Below are 20086 nucleotides of genomic sequence, written 5' to 3'. Positions count from 1 at the left end.
GCACATTAGGGCTCGCAAGGGCCCTTTACATATCTTTCAAAAAACTATGGCGTTCAGAAAAAACAAAAAACTTAACATCGATTTTTCCAGAGTCACCATTAGTTTGGCTTCCCCAGAATCTATTCTGGATAGCTCAAACGGTGAAGTGACCCAGCCAGAGACTATCAATTACAGAACCTATAAGCCTGAAATGGGTGGTTTGTTCTGTGAGAGAATCTTTGGTCCGGTAAAAGACTGGGAATGTCATTGTGGCAAGTACAAGCGCATCAGGTATAAAGGTATTATCTGTGACCGCTGCGGTGTGGAGGTTACAGAAAAGAAAGTAAGAAGAGAAAGAATGGGACACATCGAATTGGTGGTTCCTGTGGCTCACATTTGGTATTTCAAATCTCTTCCTAATAAAATTGGTTATCTTCTTGGTCTTCCGACTAAGAAACTTGACCAAATCGTATATTACGAGCGTTACGCAGTTGTTCAGCCAGGTATCAAAGCAGAAGATGGAATCCAATATTTGGACTTCTTGACTGAAGATGAATACTTGGATATCATGGACAAACTCCCTAAGGAGAACCATATGCTTGACGACGACGATCCAAATAAATTCATCGCCAAAATGGGTGCTGAAGCTTTGGAAATGTTGTTGGCAAGAATTGACTTGGATGATCTTTCTTATTCTCTTCGTCACCAAGCAGCGACTGATACTTCTCAGCAGAGAAAAGCAGAAGCCTTGAAGCGATTGAAGGTAGTAGAAGCATTCCGTGATGCAAGAACCAGAATTGAAAACCGCCCAGAGTGGATGGTAGTAAGAATGGTTCCAGTTATCCCACCGGAATTGCGTCCATTGGTTCCTTTGGATGGTGGTCGTTTCGCAACTTCCGATTTGAATGACCTTTATAGAAGAGTTATTATCAGAAATAACCGTTTGAAGCGATTGATCGATATCAAAGCTCCAGAGGTAATTTTGAGAAACGAAAAAAGAATGCTTCAGGAAGCTGTAGATTCTCTATTCGATAACTCAAGAAAAGTAAATGCGGTAAGATCCGATGGTAACCGTGCCTTGAAGTCTCTTTCTGACATGTTGAAAGGTAAGCAAGGTCGTTTCCGTCAAAACTTGCTCGGTAAGCGTGTGGATTACTCCGGTCGTTCTGTAATCGTAGTAGGTCCAGAATTGAAGCTTCACGAGTGTGGTCTTCCTAAAAATATGGCGGCTGAGCTTTTCAAACCATTTATCATCAGAAAACTGATCGAAAGAGGTATTGTAAAGACTGTTAAGTCTGCCAAGAAAATTGTGGATCGTAAAGATCCAGTGGTTTGGGATATTTTGGAAAACGTACTAAAAGGACACCCTGTGCTCCTTAACCGTGCTCCTACTCTTCACAGATTAGGTATCCAGGCTTTCCAACCAAAATTGATCGAAGGAAAAGCAATCCAGCTTCACCCATTGGTATGTACAGCATTCAACGCCGATTTTGACGGTGACCAGATGGCTGTTCACGTACCACTTGGACATGAAGCAATTTTGGAAGCTTCTACTTTGATGCTTTCTTCTCATAACATTTTGAACCCTGCCAATGGCGCTCCTATTACTGTTCCTTCTCAGGATATGGTTTTGGGTCTATACTATGTAACTAAAGGCAAGAAATCGACTCCAGAAGAGCCGGTTCCAGGTGAAGGAATGACTTTCTATAGCACTGAAGAAGTGGTAATCGCTTTGAACGAAGGTGTTATTTCCAAGCACGCGAACATCAAGTGTAAGGTAAAAGTGAGAGAAGCAGACGGTCAAATCGTTGAGAAAATCATCGATACGGTAGCAGGTAGATTGATCTTCAATCAGTTTGTACCGGAAGAAGTTGGTTATGTAAACGAACTTTTGACTAAGAAAAAACTTCAGCAAATCATCGCCCAAGTAGTGAAAGTATGTGGTATTGCCCGTACTGCACAGTTCTTGGATGATATCAAGCACCTAGGATTCCAAAGTGCATATCGTGGTGGTTTGTCTATGGGACTTAATGACGTAATTATTCCAGAACAAAAAGAGCCAATGATTGCCAAAGCGCAAGAAGAGGTTGACCAGGTTTGGAATAACTATTTGATGGGTCTTATTACTGATAACGAGCGTTACAACCAAGTAATTGATATCTGGACTCGTACCAACTCTCATTTGACTAATAATCTGATGAAGCAGATGGAGGAGGATAAGCAAGGATTCAATGCTATCTACATGATGATGCACTCAGGAGCCCGTGGTTCTAGAGAGCAGATTCGTCAGCTGGGTGGTATGAGAGGTTTGATGGCTAAGCCACAGAAAAACCTTCAAGGTTCTGTTGGTGAAATCATCGAAAACCCAATCCTTTCTAACTTTAAAGAAGGTCTGGATGTATTGGAATACTTCATCTCTACACACGGTGCTCGTAAAGGTCTTGCCGATACAGCATTGAAAACTGCCGATGCGGGTTATTTAACTCGTCGTTTGGTGGACGTAGCTCAGGATATGATCGTAACCGAAGAGGATTGTGGTACTTTGAGAGGATTGAATGTTCTTCCATTGAAAGACAACGACGAGATCGTTGAACCACTTTCTGAAAGAATCCTTGGTAGAGTATCTGTTCATGATGTTTACGATCCGTTGACAGATGAATTGATCATTCCAGCTGGAATCGAGATTTCTGATGAGATTGCTGCAAAAGTTGATGAATCAGCTATCGAAGAAGTGGAGATCAGATCTGTATTGACTTGTGAAACCAGAAGAGGTGTATGTTCTAAGTGCTACGGTAGAAACCTAGCTACTGGATACATGGTACAGAATGGTGAATCAGTAGGTGTTATTGCAGCACAGTCAATCGGTGAACCAGGAACACAGCTTACTTTGAGAACCTTCCACGTGGGTGGTACTGCATCCAACATGGCCGTTGAAGCTAGCATCACTGCTAAATTCGAAGGTGTGGTTGAATTCGATGAGGAGTTGAGAATGTTGGAAACTACCAACAAAGATGGAGAGCCAGTTACAGTAGTAATGGGTAGATCCGGAGAGATCAAAATCAACGATGCAAAAACTGGAAAGACTTTAGTATCTAACCATGTGCCTTATGGTGCTTTGTTAAGTGTGAAGGACGGACAGAAAATCGGTAAAAACGAACCGCTATGTAAGTGGGATCCGTACAATGCGGTTATCCTTTCTGAATTCGACGGTAAGATCGATTTTGAGGCAATCGTAGAAGGTGTTACTTACAAAGAAGTAGCCGATGATCAGACTGGTTTCCGTGAAAAAGTAATTATCGATACAAAAGATAGAACCAAGAACCCTGCAATTGTTGTAAACTATGGCGATGAGTCTAAGTCTTATAACATCCCAGTTGGAGCTCACTTAGCTGTTGAAATCGGCGAAAAAGTGAAAGCTGGTCAGGTATTGGTGAAAATCCCAAGATCTGTAGGTAAAACTAGAGATATCACCGGTGGTCTTCCAAGAGTAACTGAATTGTTCGAGGCACGTAACCCATCCAACCCGGCTGTTGTTTCTGAAATCGACGGTGTGGTAACTTACGGAGGTATCAAGCGTGGTAACAGAGAGATCATCATCGAATCAAAAGACGGTGTGATCAAGAAATACATGGTATCTCTTTCTAAGCATATTTTGGTTCAGGAAAATGACTTCATCCGTGCGGGTGAGCCATTGTCTGATGGAGCAATCACTCCAAATGACATCCTTGCAATCAAAGGCCCAACAGCTGTTCAGGAATATTTGGTAAATGAAATTCAGGAAGTTTACAGACTTCAAGGTGTAAAAATCAACGATAAGCACATCGAGGTAATCGTATCTCAGATGATGCAGAAAGTTGAAATCCTTGATGCTGGTGACACTGGATTCCTTCAAAACCAGGTAGTGGATAAGTGGGCATTCAGAGAAGAGAATGACATGATTCTTGACAAAAAAGTGGTAATGGACGCAGGTGATTCCTCTACTTTGAAGCCAGGTATGATCATTACAGCAAGAAGATTGAGAGACGAAAACTCAAGCTTGAAGCGTAAAGATTTGAAACTGGTACAAGTAAGAGATGCTGAAACTGCCGTTTCTAAGCCAACCTTGCAAGGAATTACTGCAGCCTCTTTGGGTACAGAAAGTTTCTTATCAGCAGCTTCCTTCCAGGAAACTACCAAAGTTCTTTCTGAAGCTGCCATCAGAGGTAAGCGTGATGAATTGTTGGGCTTGAAAGAAAACGTATTAGTTGGACACTTGATCCCTGCCGGTACCGGACAGAGACGTATCCAAAACATGATCGTTGGATCTCAAGAAGAGTACGATAAGTTATCCGATAACATGGACCGTACTAGTTCCAGAAAATCAAGTGAAGCCATTTTATAATGGTTTGAATTAATAACTAATGAAAGGCCTGTATTCGTACAGGCCTTTTTTAATCCATAGAATATGCAAGACGAAAAAGGAAACAGACCTGACCAGCAGATCAACGTTGAATTATCCGAAGAAGTAGCGGAAGGCGTTTATTCGAATTTGGCAATGATCGCTCATTCCAATTCAGAATTTGTAATCGATTTTATTCGGCTTATGCCAGGAGTGCCGAAAGCAAAAGTTAAATCCAGAGTCATAGTTACTCCGGAGCATGCAAAGCGCTTATTGGCAGCATTGAAAGACAATATTGACAAGTACGAGGCCGCTTTTGGAAAGATCAATCCATCGGGAGGTACTCCACAATTCCCAATTAGCTTTGGTACACCGGGTGAAGCATAACAAAAATATAACTACTTAATTTTGTTCATCTTATTACTTTGTTTACCTTTGCAGTCCAAAATTTAACAGTTTACAGGAAAACTAAATTTTATCAGTTAATGCCTACTATTCAACAGTTAGTAAGAAAAGGTAGAACTACACTGGAGACCAAATCAAAATCTAGAGCTTTGGATGCATGTCCTCAGCGAAGAGGAGTTTGTACCAGAGTATACACTACGACACCTAAGAAACCTAACTCTGCAATGAGAAAGGTAGCTAGGGTTAGATTGACAAATGGAAAAGAAGTGAATGCTTACATTCCAGGTGAAGGTCACAATTTGCAAGAGCACTCTATCGTATTGATCAGGGGTGGTCGTGTGAAGGATCTACCAGGTGTAAGATATCACATCATCCGTGGTGCACTAGATACAGCAGGAGTAAAAGACCGTAAGCAAGGTCGCTCTAAGTATGGTGCTAAAAGACCGAAAGCGGGCAAAGGCGCTCCAGCTGCTCCGGCAAAGAAAAAATAATTAAAAACATTCAGAAGAAATGAGAAAAGCGAAACCAAAGAAGAGATATATTCTTCCTGATCCAAAGTTCAACGATACCTTGGTTACCAAGTTTGTGAACTGTCTAATGGTAGATGGGAAGAAGAGTATTGCTTACAGAATTTTCTACGATGCAGTAGAAAAAGTAGAACAAAAAGTAGGTGAGAATGGTCTTGAAGTTTGGAAAAAAGCGCTTAACAATATTGCTCCATCCGTAGAGGTGAAGAGTCGTAGAGTTGGTGGTGCTACGTTCCAGGTTCCAATGGAAGTTCGTCCAGAAAGAAAATTGTCTCTAGGTATCAAGTGGATGATCACTTATGCCAGAAGAAGAGGTGAGAAAACTATGATGGATAGACTTGCAGGTGAGATCATCGCAGCTAGCAAAGGCGAAGGTGCCGGCGTAAAGAAGAAAGATGATACACACAGAATGGCCGAGGCTAACAAAGCATTCTCCCACTTTAGATTTTAATTAGGATGGCAAGAGACTTAAGATATACCAGAAACATCGGTATTGCCGCTCACATCGATGCTGGTAAGACTACAACTACTGAGCGAATTCTTTTTTATTCTGGCGTTTCCCACAAAATCGGTGAGGTGCACGATGGTGCAGCTACCATGGACTGGATGGCACAGGAGCAGGAGAGAGGTATTACTATTACTTCAGCTGCTACAACTGTGTTTTGGAACTACAGAGATCACAAGTATCAAATTAATATCATCGATACTCCTGGACACGTTGACTTTACCGTTGAGGTAAACCGTTCCCTTAGAGTATTGGATGGTTTGGTTTTCCTATTCAGTGCTGTGGATGGTGTTGAACCACAGTCTGAAACTAACTGGCGATTAGCTGATAATTACAAAGTAGCCCGTATCGGTTTCGTTAACAAAATGGACCGTGCAGGCGCAAACTTCCTTGAGGTTTGTAAGCAAGTGAAGGAAATGCTAGGTAGCTATGCAGTTCCTTTGCAACTTCCAATCGGTGCTGAAGATAAATTCAAAGGTGTTGTTGATTTGATCAATAACAGAGCCATCGTTTGGAATGAAGAAGATATGGGAATGACTTTCGAAGAAGTTCCTATTCCTGAAGATATGACTGATGACGTAGAGCAGTGGAGAGAGCATTTGCTTGAGGCTGTTGCTGACTACGATGAGTCATTGATGGAGAAATTCTTTGATGATCCAGACTCAATCACAGAAGAAGAGATTCTTAATGCGTTGAGAAAAGCAACCATCGACATGAAAATTGTTCCTATGGTTTGTGGATCTTCATTCAAAAACAAAGGAGTTCAAACCATGCTAGACTTGGTTATGGAATTACTTCCTTCTCCTTTGGATAAAGACAACTTGATCGGTCATGATTTGAATGACGAAGAGAAAGAAGTTGTTATCACTCCTAATGAAGACGAGCCATTTGCTGGCTTGGCATTCAAAATCGCAACTGACCCATTTGTTGGTAGACTATGTTTCGTAAGAGCATACTCTGGTAGATTGGATTCAGGATCTTACGTTTATAATAGCCGTTCAGGCAATAAGGAGCGTATTTCCAGAGTATTCCAGATGCATGCTAACAAACAAAACCAAATCGATGCCCTAAGAGCAGGTGATATCGGTGCGGTAGTTGGATTTAAGGATATCAAAACCGGTGATACGCTATGTGCTGAAAACCGTAAAGTTGTTTTGGAATCCATGGTATTCCCTGAGCCAGTTATTGGTTATGCAATTGAGCCTAAGACTCAAGCTGACGTAGATAAACTAGGTATGGCGATTGCTAAACTTGTAGAAGAAGATCCTACACTTCAAGTAAATACTGATCACGAAACTGGTCAGACTATCTTGAGAGGTATGGGAGAACTTCACTTGGATATCATCATCGACCGTTTGAAGAGAGAATTCAAGGTTGAAATCAACCAAGGTGCTCCTCAAGTTGCTTATAAAGAAGCTTTATTCGGTTCTGTAGAACATAAAGAAGTTTATAAGAAGCAGTCAGGTGGTAAAGGTAAATTTGCTGATATCGTATTCGAAATCGGACCTAAAGATGCTGATCCAGAAACTGGAGAGGTTAAACCAGGACTTGACTTTGTCAATGGTATCGTAGGTGGTGTGATTCCAAAGGAATTTATCCCTGCGATCCAGAAAGGATTTGCAGAATCTATGAAGAATGGACCTTTGGCTGGATATCCAGTAGAGTCTATGAAAGTTAGATTGTTCCACGGATCCTTCCACGACGTCGATTCAGATGCTCTTTCTTTCGAATTGGCAGCTAGAATTGGTTTTAAAGAAGCAGCTAAAAAATGTAAGCCTCAATTGTTGGAGCCAATCATGTCTGTAGACGTAGTTACTCCTGACGAATATACTGGTCCAATTACCGGTGATTTGAACAGAAGAAGAGGTTTGATGAAAGGGATGGATACCAAAGGTACTTCATCAGTGGTGAAAGCAGCAGTGCCATTGTCAGAATTGTTCGGTTATATCACTGACCTTAGAACGATTTCTTCTGGTAGAGCAACGGCTTCTTTGACATTCTCTCACTACGAGCCTGTGCCGAATAACATAGCAGAGGGCGTAATTGCTAAAGTAAAAGGTCAGAAAGACTAATCAATATTTGCGATGAATCAGAAAATTAGAATAAAACTAAAATCATACGATCACAGCCTGGTGGATAAGTCATCAGAGAAAATCGTAAAGGCTGTTAAAGCCACTGGTGCAGTTGTCGTGGGACCTATTCCATTGCCAACAAAGAAGGAGAAATTCACAGTATTGAAGTCTCCACACGTAAGTAAAAAAGCAAGAGATCAATACCAACTTTGTACTTACAAGAGATTGGTGGATATCTACTCAAACAGCTCTAAAACCGTAGATGCTTTGATGAAAATCGAGCTTCCAAGTGGAGTTGACGTAGAAATCAAAGTTTGATCTTCTCTTAAATATTTTCTTAAAATAAGACCTGCGCTTTGGTGCAGGTCTTTTTCTATCATCACCTTTTGATAAAATGAGTAAGTGTTCAAACATCTAAAGAATGAAAATATCTCTAAATGTTTGAAAATATACGAGTTGGCATTTGTTGCAGAATTTTATTTCAGTAACTTTGCAGTCCTTTAAAAGGGCTCATGCGTATAAACGCTTGTGAATTATCAAATTATCTTATTATAGATGTCTGGTATTATAGGTAAAAAAGTAGGAATGACTAGCATTTTCAGTGCCGATGGACGTAATGTCGCATGCACGCTAATAGAAGCTGGTCCTTGCGTAGTGACGCAAGTAAAAAACGTTGAAACAGACGGGTACAACGCAGTGCAGTTGGCATATGGCGAGCGTAAGGAAAAAAATACGCCAAAGCCATTGATCGGTCACTTTAAAAAGGCCGGTACAACGCCAAAGCAAAAAGTTGTTGAGTTCAGAGAATTCCGGGTCGAGTTTGAAGGCCAGGTAGATCTAGGGGCTACTGTGAAGGCTGGTGAAGTATTTATCGAAGGAGACTTCGTGGATGCTATCGGTACTTCTAAAGGTAAAGGATTCCAAGGTGTAGTAAAACGTCACGGTTTTGGTGGTGTGGGTGGTCAAACTCACGGTCAGCACAACAGACAGAGACACCCAGGTTCCATTGGTGCTTGTTCTTGGCCATCAAGAGTATTCAAAGGAATGCGTATGGCAGGAAGAACCGGCGGTGACAGAGTGAAGGTGATCAACCTTAGAGTGTTGAAAATCTACCCTGAGCAAAACCTGCTGTTGGTTTCTGGTTCAGTGCCAGGTCCTAAAAATTCTTTCGTTATTCTAGAGAAATAAGTCCATGGAATTAGCAGTAATAAATCATAAAGGAGAAGATACAGGAAGAAAGGTGAGCCTTTCTGACGCAATCTTCGCAATTGATCCAAATGATCATGCGATCTATTTGGATGTGAAGCAGTACTTGGCCAATCAAAGACAAGGTACTCACAAGTCAAAAGAAAGAAATGAAATCGCTGGTTCTACTAAGAAGATCAAAAAGCAAAAAGGTACCGGTGGTGCTAGAGCTGGATCTTTGAAGTCTCCTCTTTTCAGAGGTGGAGGTAGAGTTTTCGGTCCTCAGCCTAGAGATTACTCTTTCAAATTGAACAAGAAGTTGAAGCAGTTGGCTAGAAAGTCAGCTCTTGCTTATAAAGTAAAAGACAATAGTCTGATGGTTTTGGAAAACATCTCATTTGATGCTCCAAAGACTAAAAGCTATTTAGCACTTTTGAGTGGTTTGGCTTTAGCTGATAAGAAGACATTGGTTGTAATCCCTGAGGATAACAAAAATGTATACTTGTCTAGCAGAAACCTACCTAAGTCAAAAGTAGTGACTGTAAATGATGTAAATACTTACCAAGTTCTTAACGCTGACCACTTAGTGATATGTGAAGGTTCTGTAAGTATGTTGGAAACCATTTTATCGAAATAAGACAATGGATATTCTAAAGCAGCCCCTAATTACTGAGAAGGTTTCTGCCATGAACGAAAAAGGCGTTTATGGATTTATCGTGGAGAAAACTGCGAAAAAACCAGAAATCAAGAATGCAGTAGAGAAAACATACGGTGTGGATGTGGTTTCTATCAGAACCATGAGATATGCTGCGAAGCATAAAACAAGATACACCAAGAACAAAGTGGTGTCAGGCTTTACCAATGCTTTCAAAAAAGCAATTGTAGAAGTAGCTGACGGACAGGTAATTGATTTTTACGGAGAAATTTAATTGAATCAATATCATGGCAATTAAAAAATTGAAGCCTGTTACTCCAGGGACAAGATTCAGAGTGGCTCCTGCTTTTGACGAGATTACAAAGTCAAAGCCAGAGAAGTCTCTTCTTGCTCCTTTGAAGAAATCAGGCGGAAGAAATAATGAAGGCAAAATGACTGCCCGTTATATCGGTGGTGGTCATAAGAGAAGACTAAGAATTGTAGACTTCCAAAGAAATAAGTTTGGTGTACCGGCTACCGTTAAGGCAATCGAATACGATCCAAACAGAACAGCACGTCTAGCCCTACTTTATTATGCTGACGGAGCTAAGGCCTACATTATCGCCCCGGAAGGTTTGGTAGTGGGACAAACAGTGATTTCCGGTGAGCAAGTTGCTCCAGAAGTAGGTAACGCTATGCCTTTGGTAAATATTCCTTTGGGTACTATTGTACACAATGTGGAATTGAAGCCAGGTAAGGGTGGAGTAATGGCCAGAAGTGCTGGTGGATATGCACAGATCGTAGCTCGTGAGGGTAAATACGTAACTGTAAAACTTCCATCTGGTGAAATGAGACTTGTTCTTGGAGTTTGTATGGCAACAGTTGGTACTGTTTCCAATGGAGACCACATGAACGTAGTGCTTGGAAAAGCTGGTCGTAAAAGATGGTTAGGTGTAAGACCTCGTACTAGAGGTGTTGCGATGAACCCAGTAGATCACCCAATGGGTGGTGGTGAGGGTCGTTCTTCCGGTGGACATCCAAGATCTAGAAAAGGTCTCTTGTCTAAAGGTAAAAAAACCAGATCACCTAAAAAGTATTCAAACAAGTTCATCATCAGCAAAAGATCTAAATAATTATGGCACGTTCATTAAAAAAAGGTCCTTATATCGAGCATCACCTGGTGAAGAAAGTGGATGTCATGAACGAGTCAGGCAAGAAATCTGTCATCAAGACTTGGTCAAGAAGATCTATGATTTCTCCAGACTTCGTGGGACATACCTTCGCTGTGCATAATGGAAATAAATTTATCCCAGTTTTCGTGACAGACAATATGGTAGGTCATAAGCTAGGTGAATTTGCTCCAACCAGAAATTTCAGAGGCCACATTGCCAAAAAAGATAAAGGAAAGAGATAATCATGGAAGCTATCGCAAGATTAAATAACGTTCCTACTTCTCCGCGTAAAATGCGCCTTGTGGCTGACCTTGTCAGAGGCAAGAGAGTTGGGAATGCACTTAGCATTTTAAAGTTCACTCCGAATCACGGAGCTATGAAACTAGAGAAATTACTGCTTTCTGCTGTTGCCAACTGGCAGGCAAAAAATCCTGACGCTAAACTTGAAGAAGCAGATCTATACATCAAAACCATCATGGTAGACGAAGGTAGATCACTCAAGAGATTGAGACCTGCTCCTCAGGGTAGAGGCCACAGAATCCGTAAGAGATCAAATCATGTAACCCTTGTTATTGACGCGTTCAATGCAGAGCCAGTTACCGCTGATGTAGTAGAAACTAACGAAAAGGCAAATTAAGAACAGACTATGGGACAAAAGATCAACCCAATAGGATTTAGACTTGGTGTAGTCAAAGGCTGGGATTCCAACTGGTATGGTGGGAAAGACTTCGCTGAAAAACTATACGAAGATCAGCAAATCCGTAAGTACGTCCTTGCCAGAATTCCTAAAGGTGGGATTGCTAAGGTGATCATTGAGCGTACGCTTAAGAGAATCACTCTTACCATTCATACTGCCAGACCAGGTGTTGTAATTGGTAAAGGTGGAGCCGAAGTAGACAAGCTGAAAGAAGAACTTAAGAAGATCACCAGCAAAGATATCCAAATCAATATCTTTGAGATCAAGCGACCTGAATTGGACGCGAAATTGGTAGGTGAATCTATCGCTCAGCAACTTCAAGCTAGAATTTCCTTCAGAAGAGCAATGAAACAAGCCATTGCAGCATCCATGAGAGTGGGAGCAGAAGGAATCAAAGTAAAACTTTCTGGTCGTCTGGGTGGAGCCGAGATGGCAAGATCCGAAATGTACAAAGAAGGAAGAATTCCTCTTCACACATTGAGAGCAGACATTGATTACGCACTTTCTGAAGCACTAACAGTGTACGGAATCATCGGAATCAAAGTATGGATCTTCAAAGGTGAAGTGTACGGAAAAAGAGACCTTTCTCCGAATCAAGGAGCTGCAAACGAGCCAAAAGGCGGACGTAATGCAGGCCCTAAGAGAAACGACGGTCCAAGACGCAGAAAAAGAAATAACTAATTTTCACCGACTAAGTGAGAACTCATGTTACAGCCAAAAAGAACTAAATATAGGAAAATGCAAAAGGGCCGTGTCAAAGGCATTGCACAAAGAGGGCACACGCTTTCTTTTGGCAACTTTGGCATCAAATCCCTGGAGGCAGGATGGATTACTTCTCGTCAGATCGAGGCAGCTCGTATCGCGATGACAAGAGCCATGAAAAGAGAAGGTCAAGTTTGGATCAGGATTTTTCCTGACAAACCTATAACCAAAAAGCCCGCAGAGGTTCGTATGGGTAAGGGTAAAGGTGCTCCAGAATATTGGGTAGCTGTTATCAAACCAGGAACGATCCTTTTCGAAGCTACAGGCGTGAGCCTGGAGACTGCTAAAGAGGCATTGAGATTAGCTCAACAAAAGCTTCCAGTAAGTACAAATTTCATCGTTCGTAGAGATTACGTAGAATAGAAGACTATGAAAAATACTGAGATCCAAGCACTTGCTGCTAATGAAATCGCCGAGCGAATTGTCGCTGAGCAGGGGAATCTAACCAAACTTAAGTTTGCGCATACGATATCTCCTATAGAGAATCCTAATAGAATCCGCGAGACCAAGCGTCTGATCGCAAGATTGAAGACTGCATTGGCTGCCAAATAACTAGCTAACAGAAAAGAAAATGGCTACGATTGAGAGAAATCTTCGAAAAGAAAGAGTTGGTAAAGTGGTAAGTAACAAAATGGACAAGTCCATTACCGTTGCAGTTGAGCGTCGCGTAAAGCATGCCATGTACGGTAAATTTGTTGCTAAAACAACCAAATTTATGGCTCATGACGAGAAAAACGAGTGTAACCCAGGTGACCTCGTGAAAATCAGTGAAACTCGTCCGCTGAGTAAGAACAAACGTTGGAGAGTAGTTGAAATTATTGAAAGGGCTAAATAATCATGATACAACAAGAATCCAGACTAAGTGTGGCGGACAACTCCGGTGCCAAAGAGGTATTGGTGATCCGTGTATTGGGAGGAACCAAGAAGCGTTATGCTTCTATTGGTGACAAAGTAGTCGTGACTGTAAAGTCTGCCCTATCTTCCAGCAACATGAAAAAAGGTACCGTTTCAAGAGCGGTTATCGTACGAACCAGAAAAGAAATTAGAAGAAAAGACGGTTCATATATCCGATTTGAGGACAACGCTGCAGTATTGTTGAATAACAATGATGAGCCTAGAGGCACTCGTATCTTCGGCCCAGTCGCTAGAGAATTGAGAGAGAAGCAGTTTATGAAAATCGTTTCTTTGGCCCCTGAAGTATTGTAATCATGGAAAGAAAATTCAATAAGCAGCCTAAGCTGCATATCAAAACCGGTGACACTGTAAAGGTGATCTCTGGGGATGACAAAGGCAAAACAGGCAAAGTACTTTCTGTAGATACAGCAAAAAGAAGAGCTTTCGTAGAAGGAATCAATATGATTACCAAACACGTGAAGCCAACTGCTGCTAAACCACAAGGTGGAATCGAAAAGAAAGAAGCTGCTTTGCACATCAGTAACCTGATGCTTGTAGATCCTAAAACTGGTGAAGCTACCAGAACAGGTCGTAAGGCAGGTGAAAATGGTAAACTTGTGAGATACTCTAAGAAAACTGGGGAGGTGATCAATGGCTAATCCAAGAATCAAACAAAAATATGTGGACGATATCGTCCCTGCTTTGAAGGAGAAATTCCAATATTCTTCTGTAATGCAAGTGCCTAAGCTTACCAAAATTGTTCTAAACAAAGGTATTGGTGCAGCAGTAGCAGACAAGAAATTGGTAGATCAGGGAGTTGAAGAACTTACTTTGATCACTGGTCAGAGAGCAGTATCTACCAAAGCTAAGACTTCTGTATCTAACTTTAAGTTAAGAGAGGGTATGCCTATCGGAGCTAAAGTTACTTTGAGAGGTCAGAAAATGTATGAATTCCTTGACAGATTGATGACTGTAGCTCTTCCACGTGTAAGAGACTTCAAAGGAATCTCTGATAAAGGATTTGACGGAAGAGGTAACTACACTTTGGGTGTTACTGAGCAAATTATCTTCCCTGAGATCAGCATCGAAAAGGTGAACAGAATCTCTGGTATGGATATCACATTTGTGACTTCTGCCAAAACAGATGAGGAAAGCCACGCGTTGTTGAAGGCTTTCGGAATGCCGTTCGTTAACAAAAATAAAGAAGAATAGTCATGGCAAAAGAGTCCATCAAAGCTCGTGAGAGAAAAAGAGAACGTCTGGTAGCCAAGTATGCTAAAAAAAGAGCTGAGCTGAAAGCAGCTGGCGATTATGAAGCACTTGACAAATTGCCAAAGAACGCTTCACCGGTAAGACTTCACAACAGATGTAAACTTACTGGTCGTCCAAAAGGCTACATGAGAAAATTCGGTATCAACAGGGTAACCTTCAGAGAAATGGCCTCTTCAGGCAAAATCCCTGGAGTGACTAAGTCCAGCTGGTAAAATAACGACAGTAGTTTTTATTCTAAAAATCAATTCGTAACTTTGCACGCCCAAATAGGGTGGAGCTAGACTTATAAATATCATGACTGATCCAATAGCTGATTATCTGACAAGGTTGAGAAATGCGATTAAAGCATCTCACCGAATCGTAGAGATACCTGCTTCTAACATTAAGAAGGAGATTACAAAAGTATTGCACGACAAAGGATATATCCAGAATTACAAGTTCGAAGACAATGGTCCTCAGGGTACTATTAAAATCGCTTTGAAATTCAATCCTACAACAAAGCAAAACGCGATTGTAAATCTTACAAGAGTAAGTACTCCAGGTTTGAGAAAATATGCAAAGCATGATTCTCTTCCAAGAGTAATCAATGGCCTAGGTATCGCCATTATTTCCACCTCTAAAGGTGTAATGACTGACAAAGAAGCCCGCGTTGAAGGCGTTGGGGGCGAAGTACTTTGCTACGTATATTAATTTACTATCATGTCTAGAATAGGTAAAAAACCAATAAATCTACCTGGCGGTGTTACTGTAGACGTGTCAGCTCACGGGCTGGTCACTGTTAAAGGTCCAAAAGGTACACTCACTCAGGATGTGAATCCCGATATTGAGGTAAAAGTGGAGGGCAATGAAATTGTCGTTTCCAGACCTACCGATTCCAAAAGACACAAGTCTATGCATGGACTTTACAGATCACTACTTAACAATATGGTTATTGGTGTTTCTGAAGGTTACAAGAAAGACTTGGAGCTTGTTGGTGTAGGTTACAAGGCTACGAATCAAGGTCAAGTTCTTGAACTTTCCCTTGGTTATTCTCATAGTATCTTCTTTGCATTGCCATCTGAGGTGGCTGTAAAGACAGAAACTCCTAAAGGTAAGAACCCGATCATTACTTTAGAGGCAATTGACAAAGAATTGATCGGACAAGTAGCTGCCAAAATCAAAGGTCTTCGTAAAGTTGAACCTTACAAAGGTAAAGGTGTGCGCTTCGTGGGTGAACAAGTTAGACGTAAGGCTGGTAAAACTGCCGGTAAAAAATAATAGGTTATGGCATTTAATAAGAATTCCAGAAGACTTAGAATCAAGCAGGGTATCAGAAGAAAGATTTCTGGTACTGATTCCAGACCTCGTTTGTCAGTTTTCAAAAGTAATACTGGCATGTATGCTCAGCTTATCGATGATCTTAAAGGTCAGACATTGGCACAAGCATCTTCCAAAGAATTGGGAGCGAAAGCTAACACCAACATCGCAATTGCAACTGAAGTAGGTAAGAAACTTGCAGAAAGAGCTGTAGCAAACGGTGTAAGCGAAGTAGTATTCGATAGAAACGGCTACTTGTACCATGGTAAAGTGAAAGCTTTGGCAGATGGTGCCAGAGAAGGAGGCCTTAAATTTTAATCAACTATGTCTCAACTAAGAAAAAAGCCTATCAGGGCTACAGATACAGAACTTAAAGAAAAAGTAGTTGCTATTAACAGAGTAGCCAAAGTGGTGAAAGGTGGTAGAAGATTCTCTTTTTCTGCGATTGTTGTAGTAGGAGATGGAGCTGGTGTAGTTGGTTACGGTTTGGGTAAAGCAAACGAAGTAACTGACGCGATCACTAAGGGCATCGAAGATGCTAAGAAAAACTTGGTGAAAGTTCCAGTTTTAAAAGGAACCATTCCTCATGAGCAAATTGGTAAGTTTGGTGGAGGTTTTGTATTGATCAAACCAGCTGCAGCAGGTACCGGTGTTATTGCTGGTGGTGCGATGCGTGCTGTTTTGGAGAGTGCTGGCGTTACTGACGTTCTTGCAAAATCCAAAGGTTCATCAAATCCTCACAACGTGGTTAAAGCAACAATTGATGCTTTGACTCAATTGAGAGATGCTATCGCAGTTTCTCAGCAAAGAGGTGTGAAAATGTCAAAAGTCTTTAACGGATAATCATCATGGGAAAGATCAAAATCACACAAACTAAAAGTACTATCGACCGTCCGAAGGACCAAAAAGCTACAATCACTGCTTTAGGTTTAGGAAGAATCAGTAAGTCTGTTGTTGTTGAAAACACTCCGCAGATTGCTGGTATGGTTAATAAAGTTAATCACCTTGTAAAAGTGGAGGAAGCTTAATTATGAAACTGCATACATTAAAACCAGCAGAAGGGTCTACAAAAAATCGTAAAAGAATCGGTAGAGGTACTGGTTCTGGAAGAGGTGGAACTTCTACAAGAGGTCATAAAGGTGCTAAATCTAGATCTGGATATAAGTCTAAGGCTGGATTTGAAGGTGGTCAGATGCCACTTCAGAGAAGAGTTCCTAAATTTGGCTTCAAAAGCTTGAATAAGGTTGAGTTCAAACCAGTAAATTTGGATACCTTGCAGGCGCTTGCTGAGGAGTTCAACTTAACAGCTATCAACATGGAGGCTCTAGTAGCTCATGGAGTAGCTTCTAAGAATGACAAAATCAAAATCCTTGGTGGAGGTGAATTGAAGGCCAAATTAGACGTAACCGCTCACAAATTCTCATCTTCTGCTTCAGAAGCAATCGAGAAGAACGGTGGTTCTGTAAACAAGATTTAATTAAATGAAAAAGTTTATTTCGACGGTTAAGAATATTTTCTCTATCGAAGATCTGAGAGTTAGGATCCTGAATACCATCGGGTTCCTAATTATCTTCAGATTGGGTTCTTACGTTGTTCTTCCTGGTGTCGATCCATCTAGATTAGGTGAAGGCGCAGCAGAGGGCATCTTTGGATTGATAGATACATTCCTAGGTGGTGCATTTAGTAATGCTTCCATTTTCGGATTAGGCATCATGCCATATATTTCTGCCTCCATTGTGTTGCAGCTGTTGACTGTCGGAGTACCTTATTTTCAAAAAATGCAAAAAGAGGGTGAGTCTGGGAGAAAAAGAATCAATCAGATCACTCGAGTATTAACTATCCTGATCACTATTGCGCAAGGTATTGGTTACGTAAGTGCCACTATCTTACCAACTGGAGCTGTGATGGTTAGTACAACCCTTTTCATGTTTAGTTCTTTGGTTTTACTTTCTGCAGGAACAATGTTCTGTATGTGGTTAGGTGAAAAAATCACTGAAAAAGGTATCGGTAACGGTATTTCAATGCTAATCATGATCGGTATCATCTCTAGATTCCCAGGTGCTATCATCGCGGAAACACTTGAGAAAGGTACTTCAGGGATGTTGCTTTTGATAATTGAAGCAGTGGTATTGTTCTTTGTTGTGGTTGGGGTAATTGCCTTGACAGAAGCAACTCGTAGAATTCCTGTTCAATATGCCAAGCAAGTTGTAGGAGGAAAAGTTTATGGTGGACAGAGACAGTATATTCCTATCAAGGTGAATGCTTCTGGTGTTATGCCGATCATCTTTGCTCAGTCTTTGATGTTTCTTCCAGCTTTGATTTCTGGTATTTGGGCAGCTGAAAGTGACATTGCCAATTACATTGGTAATACTTTCAGTGATTTTACATCTTGGCAGTATAACTTGCTTTTCGCAGTCTTAATTATCCTTTTCACATTCTTCTATACGGCTATCACGGTTAATCCTGAGCAGATCGCAGAAGATATGAAGAGAAATGGTGGATTTGTTCCGGGCATTAAGCCGGGAGCTCCTACTTCAGAGTTTATTGATGGAATCATTTCCAAAATTACTCTGCCAGGATCCATCCTTTTGGCAGCAGTAGCTATTCTTCCTGCCCTTGCAATTATCGCAGGTGTTGGAGGTGAGTTTGCTCAATTCTATGGAGGTACATCCCTTTTGATTATGGTGGGTGTAATCTTAGATACATTGAGACAAATTGAAAGTTACTTGTTGATGCGTCATTATGAAGGCATGATGAAAAGTGGTAATCTGAAGAACAATCCTTCTAATTACCAAGTAGCTTAATATGATTCATTATAAGACTTCAGAAGAAGTTCATATAATTAAAGAAAGTGCCGATATACTTGGCAGAGCCCATGGGGAAGTAGCCAAGTATGTCAAAGAAGGGGTAAAGACCTCTTTTCTAGATAAAATTGCTGAGGAGTTTATTAGGGATCATGATGGAGTACCTTCTTTTAAGGGCTACAATGGATTTCCTGCTTCACTCTGTATATCTGTGAATGAAGTTGTTGTTCACGGATTTCCCAGCGAATATGAATTGAAAGATGGCGATATAATCTCAGTAGATTGTGGAGTCTTTCACCAAGGTTTTCATAGCGATTCCGCTTATACGTACCCCATTGGTGAGGTTTCCCCTTCTGTTATTGCATTATTAAAAGCCACCAGAGATTCACTTTACTTGGGAATTGAGCAAGCTGTCTTTGGAAACAGATTGGGAGATGTAGGGAATACGATCCAAAAATATGTCGAAGCAAAAGGCTACACAGTAGTTCGAGAGCTAGTAGGACATGGAATAGGAAGGAATCTCCACGAAGCCCCTGAAGTTCCCAATTATGGCAAAAAAGGGAGTGGTCCCCTGCTGAAAGCAGGAATGGTGATTGCAATTGAGCCAATGGTGAATCTGGGTACACGAAACATTGTACAAGAAAGAGATGGATGGACGATACGTACCGCGGATCGGAAGCCTTCTGCCCACTATGAGCATACAGTGGCAATATTTGAAGATAAAACAGAGGTTTTGACGACCCATAAATACATAGAAGAGAATTTTAAATTCTAATATGGCTAAACAGACATCGATAGAGCAAGACGGGACTATCATTGAAGCATTGTCAAATGCGATGTTCAAGGTAGAACTAGAAAATGGACATCAGTTGATCGCACACATTTCCGGAAAGATGCGAATGAATTACATCAAAATCTTGCCTGGAGACCGTGTAAAATTAGAGTTGTCTCCCTATGATTTATCAAAAGGTAGAATTGTATATCGTTATAAATAAACTGATATGAAAGTAAAGACATCTATTAAGAAGAGAAGTGTTGACTGTAAGTTGATCAGAAGAAACGGAAAACTTTACGTCATCAACAAGAAGAATCCTAAGTTTAAACAAAGACAAGGTTAAGATTATGGCTAGAATTGCAGGTGTAGACATACCAGACAATAAGCGTGGCGAAATCGGGCTTACATATATCTTCGGAATTGGAAGAAGCTCCGCCAAGGCGATCCTGAGCAAAGCCGGTATCTCTTTCGACAAAAAAGCAGGTGAGTGGGATGATGATGAATCAACCGCAATCCGTAACATTATTGCCGAAGAATTCAGAACCGAAGGTGTACTGAAGTCAGAGATCCAATTGAACATCAAGCGACTAATGGATATTGGTTGTTACAGAGGTTTGAGACACAGAAAAGGACTTCCAGTTCGTGGTCAGCATACCAAGAACAACGCCAGAACAAGGAAGGGTAAGAGAAAGACAGTTGCCAACAAGAAAAAAGCAACTAAATAAAACC

At 41.1% G+C, this 20086-nt stretch carries 31 protein-coding genes; all 31 read left to right on the top strand.

Annotated features, from left to right (window positions below; genetic code table 11):
* The first annotated feature begins 46 nt into the window (after positions 1-46).
* The 31 genes from rpoC (at position 47) to rpsM (ending at position 20082) form a co-directional block, all read left to right on the top strand.
* A complete protein-coding gene (rpoC, locus tag J0A69_RS00455) occupies positions 47-4360 on the top strand; it encodes a DNA-directed RNA polymerase subunit beta' (RefSeq protein WP_206584546.1) in 4314 nt (1437 codons plus the stop codon).
* A 63-nt stretch (positions 4361-4423) separates the two neighbouring features.
* A complete protein-coding gene (locus J0A69_RS00450) occupies positions 4424-4744 on the top strand; it encodes a DUF3467 domain-containing protein (protein WP_206584545.1) in 321 nt (106 codons plus the stop codon).
* A 98-nt stretch (positions 4745-4842) separates the two neighbouring features.
* The gene (gene rpsL, locus J0A69_RS00445) at positions 4843-5253 is read left to right on the top strand and encodes a 30S ribosomal protein S12 (protein WP_084118526.1); all 411 of its coding nucleotides are present in this window, start codon (positions 4843-4845) and stop codon (positions 5251-5253) included.
* Positions 5254-5272: 19 nt separating this feature from the next.
* Complete coding sequence (rpsG, locus tag J0A69_RS00440) at positions 5273-5740, top strand: 30S ribosomal protein S7 (RefSeq protein ID WP_206584544.1); 468 nt, start codon at positions 5273-5275, stop codon at positions 5738-5740.
* Positions 5741-5745: 5 nt separating this feature from the next.
* Positions 5746-7866, top strand: coding sequence for an elongation factor G (fusA, locus tag J0A69_RS00435; protein WP_206584543.1), 2121 nt, complete (start codon positions 5746-5748; stop codon positions 7864-7866).
* 12 nt (positions 7867-7878) lie between these two features.
* Positions 7879-8184, top strand: coding sequence for a 30S ribosomal protein S10 (gene rpsJ, locus J0A69_RS00430; RefSeq protein WP_008203035.1), 306 nt, complete (start codon positions 7879-7881; stop codon positions 8182-8184).
* 237 nt (positions 8185-8421) lie between these two features.
* A complete protein-coding gene (rplC, locus tag J0A69_RS00425) occupies positions 8422-9054 on the top strand; it encodes a 50S ribosomal protein L3 (protein WP_184494602.1) in 633 nt (210 codons plus the stop codon).
* A gap of 4 nt (positions 9055-9058) precedes the next feature.
* Positions 9059-9688, top strand: coding sequence for a 50S ribosomal protein L4 (gene rplD / locus J0A69_RS00420; protein ID WP_206584542.1), 630 nt, complete (start codon positions 9059-9061; stop codon positions 9686-9688).
* Positions 9689-9692: 4 nt separating this feature from the next.
* The gene (gene rplW / locus J0A69_RS00415) at positions 9693-9980 is read left to right on the top strand and encodes a 50S ribosomal protein L23 (protein WP_074226877.1); all 288 of its coding nucleotides are present in this window, start codon (positions 9693-9695) and stop codon (positions 9978-9980) included.
* Positions 9981-9993: 13 nt separating this feature from the next.
* Complete coding sequence (gene rplB / locus J0A69_RS00410) at positions 9994-10818, top strand: 50S ribosomal protein L2 (RefSeq protein WP_206584541.1); 825 nt, start codon at positions 9994-9996, stop codon at positions 10816-10818.
* Positions 10819-10820: 2 nt separating this feature from the next.
* Positions 10821-11099, top strand: a complete 279-nt coding sequence (rpsS, locus tag J0A69_RS00405) for a 30S ribosomal protein S19 (protein WP_074226879.1) — start codon at positions 10821-10823, stop codon at positions 11097-11099.
* Positions 11100-11101: 2 nt separating this feature from the next.
* Complete coding sequence (rplV, locus tag J0A69_RS00400) at positions 11102-11494, top strand: 50S ribosomal protein L22 (RefSeq protein WP_206584540.1); 393 nt, start codon at positions 11102-11104, stop codon at positions 11492-11494.
* 9 nt (positions 11495-11503) lie between these two features.
* Positions 11504-12235 carry a 30S ribosomal protein S3 gene (rpsC, locus tag J0A69_RS00395; protein ID WP_184494597.1) on the top strand — a complete coding sequence of 244 codons (732 nt, stop codon included), beginning with the start codon at positions 11504-11506 and terminating at the stop codon, positions 12233-12235.
* A 24-nt stretch (positions 12236-12259) separates the two neighbouring features.
* A complete protein-coding gene (gene rplP, locus J0A69_RS00390) occupies positions 12260-12679 on the top strand; it encodes a 50S ribosomal protein L16 (protein WP_184494596.1) in 420 nt (139 codons plus the stop codon).
* 6 nt (positions 12680-12685) lie between these two features.
* Positions 12686-12868 carry a 50S ribosomal protein L29 gene (rpmC, locus tag J0A69_RS00385; protein WP_206584539.1) on the top strand — a complete coding sequence of 61 codons (183 nt, stop codon included), beginning with the start codon at positions 12686-12688 and terminating at the stop codon, positions 12866-12868.
* Positions 12869-12887: 19 nt separating this feature from the next.
* Positions 12888-13151: a 30S ribosomal protein S17 gene (gene rpsQ, locus J0A69_RS00380; protein ID WP_074226883.1), complete on the top strand. Its 264-nt coding sequence runs from the start codon at positions 12888-12890 to the stop codon at positions 13149-13151.
* Positions 13152-13153: 2 nt separating this feature from the next.
* Complete coding sequence (rplN, locus tag J0A69_RS00375) at positions 13154-13522, top strand: 50S ribosomal protein L14 (RefSeq protein WP_057939449.1); 369 nt, start codon at positions 13154-13156, stop codon at positions 13520-13522.
* Positions 13523-13524: 2 nt separating this feature from the next.
* Entirely contained in the window at positions 13525-13869 is a 345-nt protein-coding gene (gene rplX, locus J0A69_RS00370; RefSeq protein WP_221444475.1) for a 50S ribosomal protein L24, read from the top strand.
* Positions 13862-14422, top strand: a complete 561-nt coding sequence (rplE, locus tag J0A69_RS00365; protein ID WP_206584538.1) for a 50S ribosomal protein L5 — start codon at positions 13862-13864, stop codon at positions 14420-14422. Before rplX ends, rplE begins: the two co-directional genes overlap by 8 nt.
* Before the next feature lie 2 nt (positions 14423-14424).
* Positions 14425-14694 carry a 30S ribosomal protein S14 gene (gene rpsN, locus J0A69_RS00360; RefSeq protein ID WP_008203013.1) on the top strand — a complete coding sequence of 90 codons (270 nt, stop codon included), beginning with the start codon at positions 14425-14427 and terminating at the stop codon, positions 14692-14694.
* An 82-nt stretch (positions 14695-14776) separates the two neighbouring features.
* Positions 14777-15172 (top strand): 30S ribosomal protein S8, encoded by a 396-nt coding sequence (gene rpsH, locus J0A69_RS00355; protein WP_206584537.1) that lies wholly within the window; start codon positions 14777-14779, stop codon positions 15170-15172.
* Positions 15173-15181: 9 nt separating this feature from the next.
* Positions 15182-15739, top strand: a complete 558-nt coding sequence (gene rplF / locus J0A69_RS00350; protein WP_206584536.1) for a 50S ribosomal protein L6 — start codon at positions 15182-15184, stop codon at positions 15737-15739.
* Between the two features lie 6 nt (positions 15740-15745).
* The gene (rplR, locus tag J0A69_RS00345; protein WP_206584535.1) at positions 15746-16096 is read left to right on the top strand and encodes a 50S ribosomal protein L18; all 351 of its coding nucleotides are present in this window, start codon (positions 15746-15748) and stop codon (positions 16094-16096) included.
* 6 nt (positions 16097-16102) lie between these two features.
* Entirely contained in the window at positions 16103-16621 is a 519-nt protein-coding gene (gene rpsE, locus J0A69_RS00340; RefSeq protein ID WP_074226889.1) for a 30S ribosomal protein S5, read from the top strand.
* Between the two features lie 5 nt (positions 16622-16626).
* Positions 16627-16806 carry a 50S ribosomal protein L30 gene (gene rpmD, locus J0A69_RS00335; RefSeq protein WP_074226890.1) on the top strand — a complete coding sequence of 60 codons (180 nt, stop codon included), beginning with the start codon at positions 16627-16629 and terminating at the stop codon, positions 16804-16806.
* A gap of 2 nt (positions 16807-16808) precedes the next feature.
* Positions 16809-17255, top strand: a complete 447-nt coding sequence (gene rplO / locus J0A69_RS00330) for a 50S ribosomal protein L15 (RefSeq protein ID WP_206584534.1) — start codon at positions 16809-16811, stop codon at positions 17253-17255.
* 4 nt (positions 17256-17259) lie between these two features.
* Positions 17260-18582, top strand: a complete 1323-nt coding sequence (gene secY / locus J0A69_RS00325) for a preprotein translocase subunit SecY (RefSeq protein ID WP_206584533.1) — start codon at positions 17260-17262, stop codon at positions 18580-18582.
* A 1-nt stretch (position 18583) separates the two neighbouring features.
* Positions 18584-19357 carry a type I methionyl aminopeptidase gene (map, locus tag J0A69_RS00320; protein ID WP_206584532.1) on the top strand — a complete coding sequence of 258 codons (774 nt, stop codon included), beginning with the start codon at positions 18584-18586 and terminating at the stop codon, positions 19355-19357.
* Between the two features lies 1 nt (position 19358).
* Positions 19359-19577 carry a translation initiation factor IF-1 gene (gene infA, locus J0A69_RS00315; protein WP_008202999.1) on the top strand — a complete coding sequence of 73 codons (219 nt, stop codon included), beginning with the start codon at positions 19359-19361 and terminating at the stop codon, positions 19575-19577.
* A gap of 6 nt (positions 19578-19583) precedes the next feature.
* Complete coding sequence (rpmJ, locus tag J0A69_RS00310) at positions 19584-19700, top strand: 50S ribosomal protein L36 (RefSeq protein WP_206584531.1); 117 nt, start codon at positions 19584-19586, stop codon at positions 19698-19700.
* A gap of 4 nt (positions 19701-19704) precedes the next feature.
* The gene (rpsM, locus tag J0A69_RS00305; RefSeq protein WP_008202997.1) at positions 19705-20082 is read left to right on the top strand and encodes a 30S ribosomal protein S13; all 378 of its coding nucleotides are present in this window, start codon (positions 19705-19707) and stop codon (positions 20080-20082) included.
* Positions 20083-20086: the final 4 nt, after the last annotated feature.

Source organism: Algoriphagus pacificus (assembly GCF_017254845.1).
GTDB lineage: Bacteria > Bacteroidota > Bacteroidia > Cytophagales > Cyclobacteriaceae > Algoriphagus > Algoriphagus pacificus.
The sequence above is the reverse complement of the archived record's forward strand: the minus strand, read 5'-3'. Positions and strand labels throughout refer to the sequence as shown.

Excerpts from the sequence above, each read along its gene's own strand:
- rplN (WP_057939449.1), top strand. The coding sequence starts at position 13,154 with ATGATACAACAAGAATCCAGACTAAGTGTGGCGGACAACTCCGGTGCC.
- fusA (WP_206584543.1), top strand. The coding sequence starts at position 5,746 with ATGGCAAGAGACTTAAGATATACCAGAAACATCGGTATTGCCGCTCAC.
- rplR (WP_206584535.1), top strand. The coding sequence starts at position 15,746 with ATGGCATTTAATAAGAATTCCAGAAGACTTAGAATCAAGCAGGGTATC.
- rplD (WP_206584542.1), top strand. The coding sequence starts at position 9,059 with ATGGAATTAGCAGTAATAAATCATAAAGGAGAAGATACAGGAAGAAAG.
- map (WP_206584532.1), top strand. The coding sequence starts at position 18,584 with ATGATTCATTATAAGACTTCAGAAGAAGTTCATATAATTAAAGAAAGT.
- rpsL (WP_084118526.1), top strand. The coding sequence starts at position 4,843 with ATGCCTACTATTCAACAGTTAGTAAGAAAAGGTAGAACTACACTGGAG.
- rplW (WP_074226877.1), top strand. The coding sequence starts at position 9,693 with ATGGATATTCTAAAGCAGCCCCTAATTACTGAGAAGGTTTCTGCCATG.
- rplO (WP_206584534.1), top strand. The coding sequence starts at position 16,809 with ATGAAACTGCATACATTAAAACCAGCAGAAGGGTCTACAAAAAATCGT.
- rpsE (WP_074226889.1), top strand. The coding sequence starts at position 16,103 with ATGTCTCAACTAAGAAAAAAGCCTATCAGGGCTACAGATACAGAACTT.
- rplX (WP_221444475.1), top strand. The coding sequence starts at position 13,525 with ATGGAAAGAAAATTCAATAAGCAGCCTAAGCTGCATATCAAAACCGGT.
- rpsQ (WP_074226883.1), top strand. The coding sequence starts at position 12,888 with ATGGCTACGATTGAGAGAAATCTTCGAAAAGAAAGAGTTGGTAAAGTG.
- rpsG (WP_206584544.1), top strand. The coding sequence starts at position 5,273 with ATGAGAAAAGCGAAACCAAAGAAGAGATATATTCTTCCTGATCCAAAG.
- rpsN (WP_008203013.1), top strand. The coding sequence starts at position 14,425 with ATGGCAAAAGAGTCCATCAAAGCTCGTGAGAGAAAAAGAGAACGTCTG.
- secY (WP_206584533.1), top strand. The coding sequence starts at position 17,260 with ATGAAAAAGTTTATTTCGACGGTTAAGAATATTTTCTCTATCGAAGAT.
- rpsH (WP_206584537.1), top strand. The coding sequence starts at position 14,777 with ATGACTGATCCAATAGCTGATTATCTGACAAGGTTGAGAAATGCGATT.
- rplC (WP_184494602.1), top strand. The coding sequence starts at position 8,422 with ATGTCTGGTATTATAGGTAAAAAAGTAGGAATGACTAGCATTTTCAGT.
- rplB (WP_206584541.1), top strand. The coding sequence starts at position 9,994 with ATGGCAATTAAAAAATTGAAGCCTGTTACTCCAGGGACAAGATTCAGA.
- infA (WP_008202999.1), top strand. The coding sequence starts at position 19,359 with ATGGCTAAACAGACATCGATAGAGCAAGACGGGACTATCATTGAAGCA.
- J0A69_RS00450 (WP_206584545.1), top strand. The coding sequence starts at position 4,424 with ATGCAAGACGAAAAAGGAAACAGACCTGACCAGCAGATCAACGTTGAA.
- rpsJ (WP_008203035.1), top strand. The coding sequence starts at position 7,879 with ATGAATCAGAAAATTAGAATAAAACTAAAATCATACGATCACAGCCTG.
- rpmJ (WP_206584531.1), top strand. The coding sequence starts at position 19,584 with ATGAAAGTAAAGACATCTATTAAGAAGAGAAGTGTTGACTGTAAGTTG.
- rpmC (WP_206584539.1), top strand. The coding sequence starts at position 12,686 with ATGAAAAATACTGAGATCCAAGCACTTGCTGCTAATGAAATCGCCGAG.
- rplV (WP_206584540.1), top strand. The coding sequence starts at position 11,102 with ATGGAAGCTATCGCAAGATTAAATAACGTTCCTACTTCTCCGCGTAAA.
- rpoC (WP_206584546.1), top strand. The coding sequence starts at position 47 with ATGGCGTTCAGAAAAAACAAAAAACTTAACATCGATTTTTCCAGAGTC.
- rplP (WP_184494596.1), top strand. The coding sequence starts at position 12,260 with ATGTTACAGCCAAAAAGAACTAAATATAGGAAAATGCAAAAGGGCCGT.
- rpsS (WP_074226879.1), top strand. The coding sequence starts at position 10,821 with ATGGCACGTTCATTAAAAAAAGGTCCTTATATCGAGCATCACCTGGTG.
- rplF (WP_206584536.1), top strand. The coding sequence starts at position 15,182 with ATGTCTAGAATAGGTAAAAAACCAATAAATCTACCTGGCGGTGTTACT.
- rpsM (WP_008202997.1), top strand. The coding sequence starts at position 19,705 with ATGGCTAGAATTGCAGGTGTAGACATACCAGACAATAAGCGTGGCGAA.
- rpmD (WP_074226890.1), top strand. The coding sequence starts at position 16,627 with ATGGGAAAGATCAAAATCACACAAACTAAAAGTACTATCGACCGTCCG.
- rplE (WP_206584538.1), top strand. The coding sequence starts at position 13,862 with ATGGCTAATCCAAGAATCAAACAAAAATATGTGGACGATATCGTCCCT.
- rpsC (WP_184494597.1), top strand. The coding sequence starts at position 11,504 with ATGGGACAAAAGATCAACCCAATAGGATTTAGACTTGGTGTAGTCAAA.